This window comes from Streptomyces sp. ME02-8801-2C, assembly GCF_033793965.1.
Lineage (GTDB): Bacteria > Actinomycetota > Actinomycetes > Streptomycetales > Streptomycetaceae > Streptomyces.
Genome location: NZ_JARAXP010000016.1, coordinates 37,723 through 51,322 on the forward strand (window position 1 = coordinate 37,723; position 13,600 = coordinate 51,322).

A 13,600-nucleotide genomic window follows, 5' to 3' on the forward strand; every position below is an offset into this window, starting at 1 on the left:
TGATTGTGACCCGCCGGAACGACCACCGGAAGACCTGTGGCCGACCGGCAGTAGAACCCTTTCGCCTACCGCTCGTACAACCCCTCCACCTCCGCCGCGAAGTCCCGCATGATCTCGAAGCGGCGCAGTTTCATCGACGGGGTCAGGTGGCCCTCCTCCTCCGTGAAGTCGACGGGGAGGATGGTGAAGCGGCGGATCGACTCCGGGCGGGAGACCAGTTTGTTGGCCTCCTCCACCGCCCGTTGGATGACCGCCCTCAAGTCGGCGTCGTCCATGAGGAGTTCGGCCGGTACCGGGTGCTTGCCCTGCATCTGGCGCCAGTGGGTGAGGCCGGCGGTGTCGAGGGTGATCAGGGCCGAGATGTAGGGGCGGCCGTCGCCCAGGACCATCGCCTGGGAGATCAGGGGGTGGGCCCGCAGCCAGTTCTCCATGGGCGCCGGGGCCACGCTCTTGCCGCCGGCGGTGATCAGGATCTCCTTCTTGCGGCCGGTGATCGTCAGATAGCCCTCCTCGTCGAGGGAGCCGATGTCACCGGTCGCCAGCCAGCCATCCGGTGCCGCCGGGACGACGCCGCCCGCGCTCGGGTCCCAGTAGCCGCGCAGGATCTGGTCGCCGGACAGCTCCACCTCGCCGTCGGCGGCGATCCGTACGCGGGTGCCGGGAAGGGGCCAACCCACTGTGCCCACGCGGGGTTTGAGCGGTGGGGTGACCGTGGCCGCGCCCGTGGACTCCGTGAGGCCGTACCCCTCGTAGATCTCGATGCCCGCGCCGGCGAAGAACCCGGCCAGCGGGCGGCCGAGCGGTGAGCCGCCGCAGATCATGTAACGGACCCTGCCGCCCATGGCGTTGCGGATACGGCGGTAGACGAGGGGGTCGTAGAAGCCGCGCGCGGTGCGCAGCGCACGGCTGGGGCCGTGGCCGATGCCGTGGCGCTGTTCCTCCACCGCCTCGCTGTAGCGGCGGGCCACGCCCACCGCGCGGTCGAAGGACGAGACCCGCTTGCCCGTCTCGGCCCTGGCGCGGGCGGTGTTGAAGACTTTCTCCAGCATGTACGGGATGGCGAGGAGGCAGGTGGGCTTGAAGGCCGCCAAGTCCCCCAGCAGGTCTTCCGACTTGAGGCTCGGGGCGTGGCCGAGCCGGATGCCCGCGCGGATGCACGCGATGGCCACCATCCTGCCGAAGACGTGCGACATCGGCAGGAACAGCAGTACCGACGCCTCGTCCTTCGTCTGCTCCCGGAAGACGGGGTAGAGGAGTTCGATGGCGTTGTCGACCTCGGCGAAGAAGTTGCCGTGCGAGAGCGCACAGCCCTTCGGGCGGCCGGTCGTGCCGGAGGTGTAGATGAGGGTGGCGAGCGTGTCCGGGCCCAACACCCCACGCCGTACGGCGACTTCCTGGTCCGGTACGTCCTTGCCGAGCTCTGCGAGCCGGTCCAGGTGCCCCTTCTCGAAGACCCACATGTGCCGCAGGTCGGGGATACGGTCGCGCTCCGGGCCGAGGGCGGCGGCCTGGGCGACGGTCTCCGCGGCGAGGGCGACGGCGCCGGAGTCCTGGAGGATCCAGCGGGTCTGGAAGGCGGAGGACGTGGGGTAGATGGGGACGGTCACCAGGCCCGCCGCCCACGCGGCGAAGTCCATGAGCGTCCACTCGTACGTCGTCCGCGCCATGATGGCCAGCCGGTCGCCCGGCATCAGACCCTCGGCTATCAGCCCCTTGGCCACCGCGAGCACCTGCTCGGCGAACTCGGCCGCCGTCACGTCCGCCCAGCTCCCGTCCGGCGTACGGCGACTGAGGATGGTCGCCTCGGGTTCCTCGTTCGCGTTGTCGAACGGGAGGTCCGCGAGCGATCCGTACGTCGCGGGCGCGACGAACGCCGGTACGGACACCTCCCGTACGGCCCCGTCCAGTCGTCGGATCTCGGGCTCCACCAGGAGGGGTTCACCGTCGTACCCGACGGCGGTCACGATCGGCGGCGAGGGTGGGGAGGACGGGAACGACGAGGACACGAGCAGCTCCTGTGGCGTGCGGCGGCCTTCCGGCGTGTACACCTCTGATGGTGTTCACCACAGTTGTACGACTTCGGCGGTGCCGCTGTTCAGAAACCGGATCGTACGGCTCGCGCGTGTGGGGTTCGTGCGGGTTCCGGGGCGGTGTAGCGGCGGGGATGTGCAAGCTCAGGTGTCACACAGGTTACCGATGCGTCATCTTGCCCTGTCCTGAGCGTTTTTCACGTTAGCACCGGCCCTACGCGCCTTCCCAGTGGTTCTTCACACTTTCATCTCGGGGTGTTCTGGGGCTTACCTCCGGTAACCTGACTCTGGAGTAAGTACGGCATCGAGGTGGGAGTTGACCATGGCCGACCGCTCTGTTCGCACCCTCGACCGATCCCCGGCCCTGACGCCCCTGCTCGCGCGGGGCGCCCTGCTGTCCCCCTTCAAGAAGGCCGCCCTCGACCGGCCCCGCCCGGACGCCGGCCACCCCGGCACCCGCCTCGTGCTCCCCGGCGTACGCCTCGACCTCGCCCGCCTCGCCGCCTACGAACGGGTCTGCGGCTTCCCCGTCGGCGACGACTCCCTCCCCATCACCTACCCGCATGTCCTCGGCTTCCCCCTGGCCATGCGCCTGATGACCGACCGCGACTTCCCGCTCCCGCTCCTCGGCCTGGTCCACACCTCGGTCGAGATCGTCCGCTGGCGCCCGCTCACCGCCACCGGGGGCTATTACGAACTCACCGTGTACGTCGAGGAGTTGACCCCGCACCGACGCGGCACCGAGGTCGCTGTGCAGACGGAGGTCCGGGACGGTGAGGAACTGGTGTGGGAGTCGCGGAGCACGTATCTCGCACGACACCGGCGTGACCCTGCCGTCGGCACGCCCAGGGGTGGGGCCGGCTTTGGTGACGAACGTGAGGCACTCCCTCTCGTCGCCGAGTGGCGGCTCTGCGGGGATCTCGGGCGGCGGTACGCGGCCGCCTCCGGTGACCGCAATCCGATTCACCTGCACCCGCTCGCCGCGCGCCTCTTCGGGTTCCGGCGTGCGATAGCCCATGGCATGTGGACCGCCGCACGCTGCCTCGCCGCCCACGGCGCGCCACCGTCGGCCTGGGTCCGCACCGAGTTCAGGGCGCCGGTGCTGTTGCCGGGCACGGTGGAGTACGGGGCGGATGGCTTTGGGGGGTTCGAGCTTCGGGGTGGGGGGCGGGTGCATCTGCGGGGGGATGTGCGGGGGGTGTAGGGGTTCGTTTGCGTGTCTGCTGCGGCGCCGTTGGGGCTGGTCGCGCAGTTCCCCGCGCCCCTGAGGGGGTGACGCTGCGGCCGGTCGCGTAGTTCCCCGCGCCCCCGAGAGGTTCGTCGTCTGCTGCGGCGCCGTAGTGGCCGGTCGCGCAGTTCCCCGCGCCCCTGAGGGGGTGACGCTGCGGCCGGTCGCGTAGTTCCCCCCGCCCCCGAGGGGTTTGTTGTCTGCTGCGGCGCCGTTGTGGCTGGTCGCGCAGTTCCCCGCGCCCCTGAGGGGGTGGCCGCTGTGGCCGGTTGCGTATCAGCTCGACGACCGCACGGTGATCTGCGTCCTCACCCACGACGCCAAGTTCGACGTACCCCTCCTGGAAACAGCCCTGCGCCTGCCGGCCGCCTACATCGCCGCACCCACCAGGACCGCGACCGCTGCCCTATGTGCTCGGGGGTGTCCAGGGGCTGCCCGTCATCAGGTTGGCCAGGCCCGCCCACGCGAAGTTCATCAGTGTTGTCGCCGCCTGTTTCGCGGTGATGCCCGGGGTGGTGTTGGCCCAGGCCGCGAGGGATTCGGCAGCGCCCACCAGGGCCACGGCCAACCCGGCGACCTCGCGTTCGGGCAGGGAGGGGTCGCTGTGGGCCTCGCGGGCCGCGATCACGATCAACTGGGTGACGAACGCGACGAGTTCCTCGCGCATCGCGGTGACCTCGGTCGCGAACGGTTCGCCGTGCGTACGGGCCTGGAGGTGCAGTACCGACCAGCCGTCCGGGTTCTGGGCGGTGTGCGTGAAGAACGCGCACAGCCCGTCCCAGAGCTGGCGGTCGGCGGGCAGGGCCGGTTCGACACCGGCGCGGACGGCCTCGGTGAGTGTCCTGGCCTCGCGCCTGATGCAGGCGGTGAAGAGGTCTTCCTTCGAGTTCAGGTACAGATAGACCAACGGCTTGGAGACACCGGCGAGTTCGGCGATCTCGTCCATCGACGCCGCCATGTAGCCACGCTGACCGAAGGTCCGTACGGCGGCGTCCAGCATCTGCTGCTCACGGACGGCACGCGGCATCCGCTTGTTCTTCACAGCACCCATGAGGGCAAGGGTAGTTGGGCCCGGCTTCAGGAGATCTGGCTCTGAGCCGGGTTCTGCGCCGGGTTCTGTGCCTGGGCGCGGGCCGCCTCGTCGACCGCCTCGTCCTCCTGGCTGCGGTTCGCCTCCAGGTTGGCCTTGACGCGGTCCACCTTCTCGACGATCTGCACCGACGCCCGGTCCCGTTCCTTGCGGAGCGCCACGAAGCTGATCGGGGCGGAGATCACGAGGGAGAGCAGAATGATCCACATGCCGTTGGAGCTGCCGAGGCCGCGCGGTGCGATACCGGAGTAGACGAGGCCCCAGACCACCAGCAGGCAGGCCGCCAGGATCCCGAAGCGCATCAGCGTGTAGCGGAGCATCTCAATCCACTCTTCCAGTTCCAAAAAAGGGCACCGTCCAGTGAAGCACGGCGGGGTCCCGATCTTGCAGGCGGGTGCACGGGCTCACGTCAGAGGCAGCAGCATGATGATGTCGTCGCGGTCGTCGCCCGGCGCGACCCGTATCGCGCCGGGTATGCGGCCGACCTCCTTGTAGCCGCAGGAGCCGTAGAAACGCTCCAGGCCGTGGCCGCCGCGGCAGGTGAGGCGGATCGCCTCCATGCCCTCGAACGTGCGGGCCGCGTCCGCCGCCGCCGCGAGCAGGTCGCGGCCGTAGCCCCGGCCCTGGTGACGGGGGTGCACCATCACCGTGTACAGCCACACCCAGTGGGTCATCAGCCGGTGCGTGTTGAAGGTGAGGAACGCGGTCGCGGCGACCCGCCCGGCCTCGTCGTGCGCGACCAGGAGCCGGACGCGCCCCTCCGCCATCGCCGCGAAGTGCTTCACCAGCTCGGGCCGGATCGTCTCCCGGTCCACCGGGGCGACGAAGCCGACGGCACCGCCCGCGTTGGACACGTCCGCCCACAGGTCGAGGATGCCGTCCCGAAGGTCGGGGTCGACGGCCGGATCGAGGGTGAAGGTAAGGGGCATGAGGTGAGAGTAGTCATTACGCATCCGTCACCTCAAGTGGCCCCCGGCGTCACCTACGTCACCCCGAGGCCCGTACCGCCCGTACCGTCCGTCACCCCAGCGCCCGTACCGCCACCTCCAGGTCCGCCACCAGGCCCCGGTACGCCGCCTCCCTGTCCTCGGCCCGCAGTACGGCCGACGGATGCACGGTCGGCACGAGCCGCTCCCGCCTCCCGTGGATCTCCTCCTCCAGCACGGTCCCGCGCACCTGCGTCACCCGGAACGACGAGCCGAGCAGCGCCTTGCCCGCGGTGGCGCCGAGGACCACGATCAGCTCCGGCGCGACCAGCTCCAGCTCCTTGGCGAGCCAGGGTCCGCAGGCCGTCATCTCCCGGAGGTTGGGCGCCCGGTGGATACGGCGTTTACCGGGCTCGGTCTGCGTGAACTTGAAGTGCTTCACCGCGTTGGTGACGTAGGCGTCCGCCGGGTCGATGCCGGCTTCCGTGAGCGCCCGGTCCAGCAACTTCCCCGCCGGCCCGACGAACGGCTCACCCTGACGGTCCTCCTGGTCACCGGGCTGCTCCCCGACGAGCATCACGCGCGCGTGGGCGGCCCCCGTACCGAAAACCGTCTGGGTGGCGTCACGGTGGAGCGGGCAGCCCCGGCAGTCGGCGGCGGCTCGGCGCAGGGCCGTGAGGCCTGCGTGGCCGGGGACGAAGGGGGCTGCCGTGTAGGCGTCCTCCGGGGCTTCGGTGCGGGAACTCACGGCCACCGAGTAACCCTGGACCACGGATCCAACCAAGGGGCGCGGGGCTGCATCCGATCTGCGGCTCCGCCGCGGGGCGCGACCAGCCCCCGCCCACCCGCACCCACACCCACACCCACAAACGAACCGGTCAAACCCTCATCGGCTGAGGCGACTCCCGACGCGCCGGGTCGGGACCGTCGTACTCCCGAATGATCTCGTACCGAGTGTTCCGCTCCACCGGCCGGAACCCGGCGTCCCGGATCAGGTCGAGCAGGTCGTCGCGGGTGAGCTTGTTGGGGGTGCCGTAGTTGTCGGCGTCGTGGGTGATCTTGTACTCGACGACCGAGCCGTCCATGTCGTCCGCGCCGTGCTGGAGGGCGAGCTGGGCGGTCTGGACGCCGTGCATGACCCAGAAGACCTTGACGTGCGGGACGTTGTCGAACAGCAGCCTGGACACCGCGAAGGTCTTGAGGGCTTCCGCGCCGGTGGCCATCTGGGTGCGCGCCTGGAGGCGGTTCCTGACCTTGCCGTCCTTCATGTCGACGAAGTCGTGCTGGTAGCGCAGCGGGATGAAGACCTGGAAGCCGTTCGTCTCGTCCTGGAGCTCACGCAGCCGCAGGACGTGGTCCACGCGGTGGCGGGGCTCCTCGATGTGGCCGTACAGCATCGTGCACGGGGTCTTGAGACCCTTCTCGTGCGCGAGGCGGTGGATGCGCGACCAGTCCTCCCAGTGCGTCCGGTGGTCGACGATGTGCTCGCGGACCTCCCAGTCGAAGATCTCGGCGCCGCCGCCGGTCAGCGACTCGAGGCCCGCGTCGATCAGCTCGTCGAGGATCTCGGACGCCGACAGACCGCTGATCGTCTCGAAGTGGTGGATCTCCGTCGCCGTGAACGCCTTGAGGGAGACGCTCGGCAGGGCGGCCTTCAGCTCCCGCAGCGAGCGCGGGTAGTACCGCCAGGGAAGGCTCGGGTGCAGTCCGTTGACGATGTGCAGCTCGGTGAGGTTCTCGCCCTCCATCGCCTTGGCGAGCTTGACGGCCTCCTCGATGCGCATCGTGTACGCGTCCTTCTCGCCCGGCTTGCGCTGGAACGAGCAGTAGGCACACGAGGCGGTGCACACGTTGGTCATGTTGAGGTGCCGGTTGACGTTGAAGTGGACGACGTCGCCGTTCTTGCGCGTCCGCACCTCGTGCGCCAGCCCGCCGAGCCAGGCCAGGTCGTCCGACTCGTACAGCGCGATGCCGTCCTCGCGGGTCAGCCGCTCACCGGCCCTGACCTTCTCCTCCAGCTCGCGCTTGAGCCCGACGTCCATGCTCGTCCCTCTCCTAGACAGCTCGGCCTTCGTACAGCCTGGTCAACCGTACGCCCACGTTCCTAGTGCTCTTCGGGCAGCTCACCGACCCTGTTCTCCCACTTCGTGGAGAGCACGATGGTCGTACGGGTCCTGGAGACGCCCTGCGTCCCACTGAGCCGCCGGATGATCTTCTCGAGGCCGTCGACGTCGCTCGCCCGCACCTTGAGCATGAACGAGTCGTCGCCCGCGATGAACCAGCAGTCCTCGATCTCGCTGAGGTCCCGCAGCCGACGCGCCACGTCCTCGTGGTCGGCGGCGTCGGAGAGCGAGATACCGATGAGCGCGGTGACGCCGAGGCCGAGCGAGGCGGCGTCGACGGTGGCGCGGTACCCGGTGATGACACCGGCCGTCTCCAGCCGGTTGATGCGGTCGGTGACACTGGGCCCCGACAGACCGACGAGGCGCCCCAGCTCGGCGTAGGAGGCCCGGCCGTTCTCCCTCAGGGCCTGGATGAGCTGCCTGTCCACGGCGTCCATGCGATTCGAGCCTTCCGATGAAGAATCCTGAAGAATGCTGAACATTTCACAGCTTGCTGAAGGTGAAACTTGCTTGGGGGTGAAGCCTGCTGAAGGTGATGAGTGGTACTGCCAGTTGCTGATACGTACGCCGGCTCAGTCGTTATCAGTACGGGACGTACGGGATTCCCCGGCACCCCCGCCGAGTTCGCCCTCCCAGCGGGTGTACAGCCGGTGTGGGACGCCCGCCGCGTCGAGCACGCGCCCGGCCACGAAGTCCACGAGGTCCTGGATGTGGGTGGCGCCGGCGTAGAAGGCGGGCGAGGCCGGTACGACGCTGGCGCCCGCGTCGTCCAGGGTCACCAGGTGCCGCAGCGTCTGCCCGTTCAGCGGGGACTCCCGTACGGCGACGACGAGAGCGCGCCGTTCCTTGAGGGTCACACTCGCCGCCCGCTGCAACAGGTCCTTCGACAGCCCGAGCGCGACCCCGGCCACGCAGGCCGTGGAGGCGGGCACGATCAGCATCCCCTTGGTGGCGTACGACCCGGAGGAGGGCCCGGCCGCCAGGTCCCCGGCGCTCCAGTGCCGTACGCGGTCGATGTCCACGGCGAAGGTGCCGGGTTTGCCGTCGGCGCCCCTGGCCAGCCATTCCCGCAGGTCGTCCTGCCAGTGGGCGTCCCGGAAGGAGATCCCGGTCTCGTCGAGCAGCGTGAGCCGCGAGGCCCGGCTGACGACCAGATCGACGGCCTCCCCCGCATCGAGCAGCGCACGCAGCACGGCAGCCGCATACGGCGTCCCCGACGCTCCGGACACCCCCACGATCCAAGGCGTGCGCTGCGTTTCTCCTGCGTTCACACCCTGAGCCTACCGGCGGTCACCCGTACCTGAATTCAGACCGTGAGTCCACGGACGAGCAGGTCCACCAGCGCACACCCGAAAAGAGCGATGCCGATGAAGCCGTTGACGGAGAAGAACGCCCGGTTCAGGCGTGACAGGTCGTGCGGGCGCACGATCCTGTGCTCGTAGACGAAGGCCGCCGCCACGACCGCCAGTCCCAGCCAGAAGAACGCGCCCGCGTCCGTGGCCAGCGCGTACCAGGCCAGCAGGGCCGTCGTCAGTGCGTGGCAGACCCGGGCGCTCCACACCGCCGCCGGGATGCCGAAGCGGGCCGGTACCGACAGGACGCCGGTCTCGCGGTCCGTGTCGACGTCCTGGCAGGCGTAGATGAGGTCGAAGCCGCCGATCCAGATGCCGACCGCGAGCCCCAGGATGACCGCGTCCCAGGACCACTCCCCCGTGATCGCCAACCAGCCGCCGACCGGCCCCATGGCCTGGGCGAGACCCAGGATGGCCTGGGGGAAGTTCGTGAACCGCTTGCCGTACGGGTACACCACCATCGGGATCACCGCGACGGGGGCGAGGGCCAGGCACAGGGGGTTCAGCAGGGCCGCCGAGCCGAGGAAGACGACGACGGCGACCAGGGCGCCGGTCCAGGCGTGCTTCACCAACATGGCGCCCGTGACCAGCTCGCGGTGGGCGGTGCGCGGGTTACGGGCGTCGATCTCGCGGTCGATGATCCGGTTGACCGCCATCGCGAAGGTGCGCAGGCCCACCATGCAGACGGTGACCAGGAGCAGCCGGCCCCAGTGGATGTTCTTGTCGACCTGGAACATCGCGGTCAGCGCCGCGATGTAGGCGAAGGGCAGCGCGAAGATCGAGTGCTCGATCATCACCAGGCGCAGGAACGCCCTGGTGCGGCCCGGCTGGGGCAGTGCGGCGGAGGCGGATGCGGAACTCACAGGCCGTATTCCTTCCAGCGTCTGTCCACTTTCGCGGCCGTGTCCGGGTCGGACACCACCATCTCCGGCCAGCCGCCGTCGCGCGTGTACCCCTCCTCGGGCCACTTACGGGTCGCGTCGATGCCCGCCTTGCCGCCCCAGAACTGCTGGTAGGAGGCGTGGTCGAGATGGTCGACGGGGCCTTCGACCACCGTCAGGTCGCGGGCGTAGTCCGTGTTGCCGAAGGCCCGCCAGGCGACCTCGTGCAGGTCGTGGACGTCGCAGTCCGCGTCGACGACCACGATCAGCTTGGTCAGGGACATCATGTGGGCGCCCCAGACCGCGTGCATCACCTTCTGCGCGTGCTTGGGGTACTTCTTGTCGATCGCGACGATCGCGCAGTTGTGGAAGCCGCCGGCCTCGGGGAGGTGGTAGTCCACGATGTCCGGCACGATGATCTTGAGGAGCGGGAGGAAGAACCTCTCCGTCGCGCGGCCCAGCGGACCGTCCTCCGTGGGCGGCCTGCCGACGACGATCGACTGGAGCAGCGGGCGGCTGCGCATCGTCACACAGTCGATCTTCAGCGCCGGGAAGGGCTCCTGCGGGGTGTAGAAGCCCGTGTGGTCGCCGAAGGGCCCCTCGGGCAGCATCTCGCCGGGCTCCAGCCAGCCCTCCAGTACGACCTCCGCCTGCGCGGGCACCTGCAGGGGCACCGTCATGCAGTCGACCATCTCGATCCGCTTGCCCGCGATGAACCCGGCGAACAGGTATTCGTCGATGTCCCCGGGGAGGGGGGCCGTGGAGGCGTAGGTGACGGCCGGCGGGCAGCCGAACGCGATCGCCACCGGGAGCCGCTCACCCTTGCGGGCCGCCACCTGGTAGTGGTTCCGGCTGTCCTTGTGGATCTGCCAGTGCATACCGATGGTGCGCTTGTCGTGCCGCTGGAGGCGGTAGAGGCCGAGGTTGCGGATCCCGCTCTCCGGGTCCTTGGTGTGCGTCAGGCCCAGGTTGAAGAAGGAGCCGCCGTCCTCGGGCCAGGTGAAGAGGGCCGGGAGGAGGTCGAGGTCCACCTCGTCGCCCCGCAGCACGACGTCGTGCACGGGCGCGTCAACGGACTTCACCTTCTTCGGCGGTACGTGGACCATCGAGCCGAGCTTGCCGAAGGCCTCCCGCACACCCACGAACCCCTGCGGCAGTTCGGGCTTCAGCAGTCCGCCGATCCGCTCGCTGATCTCCGCGTACGACTTCAGCCCGAGCGACTTGAGCAGCCGCCGGTCGGTGCCGAACACGTTCATCGCCAGCGGCATCGCCGACCCGCGCACGTTCTCGAAGAGCAGCGCGGGTCCGCCTGCCTTCTGCACGCGGTCGACGATCTCCCCGACCTCCAGGTACGGGTCCACCTCGGCCTTGATGCGCTTGAGGTCGCCCTCGCGCTCCAGCGCCCTGAGCAGGGAGCGAAGATCGTCGTAAGCCATGCGTTCCAGTATCCGTTACGCACTACCCTGGACCTGTCAGCGGGGGCCGGACGCGACCGGCCCGGCCGCCCGGACATCGACTCCGGGCAACGACTCCGCAACGACTCCGGGCAAGCTCCGGACAGCGACTCAAGGGGACCGAATACATGCTGCGGGTGCTGTTGATCCTGGTGCCTCTCGCCCTGAGCATCTACGCGTTCATCGACTGCGTCACGACGCAGGAGAAGGACGTCCGCTTCATGCCCAAACCCGTGTGGGCCATCCTCATCCTCCTGTTCCCGCTGGTCGGCTCGATCTCCTGGCTGATCATCGGGCGTGACCGCGCCACCTCGCAGCGCATGGGCGGCCTCTCGGGCGGCCAGTGGGTGGCCCCCGACGACAACCCGGAGTTCCTGAAGTCCCTCCGGGACGAGAAGGCCGGGAAGACCGACGCCGGTGAGCCGGTGAAGGACGACGACGCCCATCTCCGGGACTGGGAGGCGGACCTGCGCCGCCGCGAGGAGGAACTGAAGCGCCGGGAGAGCGGCGAGGATCCCAAGGATTGACACGCTCCTCGGGCTGTTGACATTGATCGCGGCGTCGTGGTGTGGCGGCTCGTGGGACCTGCCGGGCGTACATCCCCCACACGCCCGGCACGCGTCAATGACAAGTCATGGGCACGTCATCTTTGGGCCAACCGTAGCCCCGTACCAATGCAGAAAGAGACACGTCAGACGCCGCTCAGCATCGGCAGTGACGACAGGTGTTCCTCCGGGACGGCGAAGGCCTCGGTCAGGTTGCTCAGGTGCGGGGCCAGCCGGGTGGTGAGGGCGTGCAGGGTTTCCGGCAGGGCGCGTACCTGGTCGGCGGTGAGGGCCTGTTCGGCGAGCAGCAGGCCGCTGCGGGCGTCGATCTGGCGGAGCAGGAACAGCGCGCCGAGGTCCTCCAGGACCGCGCGCGTGATCGGGTCGGACACGCGGGCGCACGCGGCCAGTAAAGCGTCGGCGGCCTGGCCCACCGCGTACACCTCCACGAGGTTGAGCGCGGCGTCGGACGCGTTGTTCCAGCGGCCCAGGGCGTCGCCCCCGTCACCGCGCCGCAGATCGCGACGGGCGGCGAGGTGCCAGTAGCGCTCGGCGACGGTCAGGGCGCGGCGCAGCAGCCCCGGGTCGGTCAACGGCTCGGCGCCGGTGGGCCGTACGGGCTCCGCCGCCAGCTCGTGCCCGAAGATCATCTCGGCGCCGGCCTTGCACCAGATCGCCACGTTGTCGCCCTCGGCGGTGATCGCGCCGTCCATGTCACCGGCCATGGCGGCGAGTCCGTTCACGGAGAACAGCCCCCGGGCACCACACCGCTCCCGGCTCTCGGTCACGATCTCGCGGGCCCGCCAGGTGACCCACCCCTTGGTGACGGCGACCAGCCGCTCGGCGCCCTCGCGGTCCTCGGGCGCGTGGGTGACCCAGCGTTCGGTGGCCGCCCGGTGCAGGAAGGTCATGGCGTAGGCGGTGGCGGTGTGGTCGAGGAGGCGGGTGTAGTGGCTGCGGTGGGCGGCGATCGGGACGCGCTGCCCGGCGACCGGCCCGGATATGTGTCTGGTGTACGAGTACCGGACGGCGATCGCGAGTGCCGTACGGGCGGTTCCGAGCCCGCTGGCGCTCATGCACAGCTTGCCCGCCGTGACCCGGCTGATGGCGTGCAGGAACCTCTTGCGCGGACTGCCGACGGAGCTGACGAGGCTTCCGTCGGGCAGGAGTTGGCCGTGGGCGCCCTGGATGAGGGCGGTACGGGGCAGCCGTACGTTGTCGAAGTTCGTGGCGCAGTGGTCCACCGAGGTGCCGACGCGCTCCGGCAGCAGGGTGACCGTGATGCCGGGCAGGGTGCCGTACTCGTCGCTCAGCGGGGTGAGGAAGAGGAAGGCGCCCAGGTACTTGTCGTCGACCATCAGCCGGGCGGCGACCACCGCGGTCTTGGGGCCGCCCGCGGAGCTGGTGTTGGGCATGTACTTCTGCGCCCCGGGGTGCGGGGTGTGCAGCACGAACTCGTCGCGCTCCCTGTCGTACCGGGCGACGGTCTCCAGCGCCGGTACGTCGTTGCCGTGCGCGCGCTCGGTGACGAGGAACGTGCCCATGCGGGTCATCGTGGTGAAGTCCGTCAACTCGCGCGGCGGGGACACCTGGTCGTCGACGACGCTGCCGAGGAAGAGGTTGTAGTGGATACCGGCGACGGTGACGGTGGCGCCGTCCACGGGGCAGGTCCACTCGTGCAACGCCGCAAGTCCGCGGGGGTCGTTCGCCAGGTGTTCGGGTGACGGAACGTGTTTGTTCAGGGCTCGCAGCCGTTCATAGGCGAGCTGCCATCGTTGCTGGGTCCCCAGTCCGGGCCGATACCGGAACAGTTCCTCCGAGACGGCTTTGCGCCAGCGTTCGTGGACCTCGTTTCCGTCCGCGCCGTCGTCGAAGAGGAGGCTGGTGATGGCCGCTTGGTCAAGGACTGGATGGGGCGTGCGCGTCTCCGTGGTCATGATGATCAAGATGCCCATTGTCATTCGGGGATCA

13 protein-coding genes are annotated in these 13,600 nt (G+C 69.4%); 2 read left to right on the forward strand and 11 right to left on the reverse strand.

The genetic code is table 11. The annotated features are described in order from the left end of the window. Nucleotides 1-65: 65 nt before the first annotated feature. Nucleotides 66-2,006, reverse strand: a complete 1,941-nt coding sequence (locus PV396_RS36135) for an AMP-dependent synthetase/ligase (protein ID WP_416071537.1) — start codon at nucleotides 2,004-2,006, stop codon at nucleotides 66-68. A 346-nt stretch (nucleotides 2,007-2,352) separates the two neighbouring features. Here PV396_RS36135 and PV396_RS36140 point away from each other — a divergent pair, with 346 nt between their 5' ends. Beyond that, entirely contained in the window at nucleotides 2,353-3,234 is an 882-nt protein-coding gene (locus tag PV396_RS36140) for a MaoC family dehydratase (protein WP_319212009.1), read from the forward strand. A 430-nt stretch (nucleotides 3,235-3,664) separates the two neighbouring features. Here the strand turns inward: PV396_RS36140 and PV396_RS36145 are convergent, their stop codons facing one another. The 9 genes from PV396_RS36145 to PV396_RS36185 form a co-directional block, all read right to left on the reverse strand. After that, nucleotides 3,665-4,309 (reverse strand): TetR/AcrR family transcriptional regulator, encoded by a 645-nt coding sequence (locus PV396_RS36145; RefSeq protein ID WP_319212010.1) that lies wholly within the window; start codon nucleotides 4,307-4,309, stop codon nucleotides 3,665-3,667. 26 nt (nucleotides 4,310-4,335) lie between these two features. Continuing rightward, nucleotides 4,336-4,668: a DUF4229 domain-containing protein gene (locus tag PV396_RS36150; protein ID WP_319212012.1), complete on the reverse strand. Its 333-nt coding sequence runs from the start codon at nucleotides 4,666-4,668 to the stop codon at nucleotides 4,336-4,338. Between the two features lie 84 nt (nucleotides 4,669-4,752). Next, nucleotides 4,753-5,277, reverse strand: coding sequence for a GNAT family N-acetyltransferase (locus PV396_RS36155; RefSeq protein ID WP_319212014.1), 525 nt, complete (start codon nucleotides 5,275-5,277; stop codon nucleotides 4,753-4,755). 91 nt (nucleotides 5,278-5,368) lie between these two features. Continuing rightward, nucleotides 5,369-6,022, reverse strand: a complete 654-nt coding sequence (locus PV396_RS36160; protein ID WP_319212016.1) for a UdgX family uracil-DNA binding protein — start codon at nucleotides 6,020-6,022, stop codon at nucleotides 5,369-5,371. Between the two features lie 130 nt (nucleotides 6,023-6,152). After that, on the reverse strand, nucleotides 6,153-7,316 hold the full coding sequence (mqnE, locus tag PV396_RS36165) for an aminofutalosine synthase MqnE (RefSeq protein WP_319212018.1): 1,164 nt from the start codon (nucleotides 7,314-7,316) through the stop codon (nucleotides 6,153-6,155). Nucleotides 7,317-7,378: 62 nt separating this feature from the next. After that, nucleotides 7,379-7,834, reverse strand: a complete 456-nt coding sequence (locus PV396_RS36170; RefSeq protein WP_319212020.1) for an Lrp/AsnC family transcriptional regulator — start codon at nucleotides 7,832-7,834, stop codon at nucleotides 7,379-7,381. Between the two features lie 135 nt (nucleotides 7,835-7,969). Beyond that, complete coding sequence (locus PV396_RS36175) at nucleotides 7,970-8,668, reverse strand: UbiX family flavin prenyltransferase (protein WP_319212022.1); 699 nt, start codon at nucleotides 8,666-8,668, stop codon at nucleotides 7,970-7,972. Nucleotides 8,669-8,703: 35 nt separating this feature from the next. Then, nucleotides 8,704-9,612 carry a menaquinone biosynthesis prenyltransferase MqnP gene (gene mqnP / locus PV396_RS36180; protein WP_319212024.1) on the reverse strand — a complete coding sequence of 303 codons (909 nt, stop codon included), beginning with the start codon at nucleotides 9,610-9,612 and terminating at the stop codon, nucleotides 8,704-8,706. After that, entirely contained in the window at nucleotides 9,609-11,066 is a 1,458-nt protein-coding gene (locus PV396_RS36185; RefSeq protein ID WP_319212026.1) for a menaquinone biosynthesis decarboxylase, read from the reverse strand. Before PV396_RS36185 ends, mqnP begins: the two co-directional genes overlap by 4 nt. A gap of 146 nt (nucleotides 11,067-11,212) precedes the next feature. On the opposite strand from PV396_RS36185, the gene PV396_RS36190 reads away from it, so the two are divergent. Continuing rightward, on the forward strand, nucleotides 11,213-11,611 hold the full coding sequence (locus PV396_RS36190; RefSeq protein WP_319212027.1) for a PLD nuclease N-terminal domain-containing protein: 399 nt from the start codon (nucleotides 11,213-11,215) through the stop codon (nucleotides 11,609-11,611). A 164-nt stretch (nucleotides 11,612-11,775) separates the two neighbouring features. On the opposite strand, the gene PV396_RS36195 is transcribed toward PV396_RS36190, so the two are convergent. Then, on the reverse strand, nucleotides 11,776-13,566 hold the full coding sequence (locus tag PV396_RS36195; protein WP_319212029.1) for an acyl-CoA dehydrogenase: 1,791 nt from the start codon (nucleotides 13,564-13,566) through the stop codon (nucleotides 11,776-11,778). Between the last annotated feature and the right edge of the window lie 34 nt (nucleotides 13,567-13,600).

Coding starts and splice junctions, on each gene's coding strand:
- PV396_RS36140 (WP_319212009.1), top strand. CDS start 2,353: ATGGCCGACCGCTCTGTTCGCACCCTCGACCGATCCCCGGCCCTGACG.
- PV396_RS36145 (WP_319212010.1), bottom strand. CDS start 4,309: ATGGGTGCTGTGAAGAACAAGCGGATGCCGCGTGCCGTCCGTGAGCAG.
- PV396_RS36150 (WP_319212012.1), bottom strand. CDS start 4,668: ATGCTCCGCTACACGCTGATGCGCTTCGGGATCCTGGCGGCCTGCCTG.
- PV396_RS36155 (WP_319212014.1), bottom strand. CDS start 5,277: ATGCCCCTTACCTTCACCCTCGATCCGGCCGTCGACCCCGACCTTCGG.
- mqnE (WP_319212018.1), bottom strand. CDS start 7,316: ATGGACGTCGGGCTCAAGCGCGAGCTGGAGGAGAAGGTCAGGGCCGGT.
- PV396_RS36170 (WP_319212020.1), bottom strand. CDS start 7,834: ATGGACGCCGTGGACAGGCAGCTCATCCAGGCCCTGAGGGAGAACGGC.
- PV396_RS36185 (WP_319212026.1), bottom strand. CDS start 11,066: ATGGCTTACGACGATCTTCGCTCCCTGCTCAGGGCGCTGGAGCGCGAG.
- PV396_RS36190 (WP_319212027.1), top strand. CDS start 11,213: ATGCTGCGGGTGCTGTTGATCCTGGTGCCTCTCGCCCTGAGCATCTAC.
- PV396_RS36195 (WP_319212029.1), bottom strand. CDS start 13,566: ATGACCACGGAGACGCGCACGCCCCATCCAGTCCTTGACCAAGCGGCC.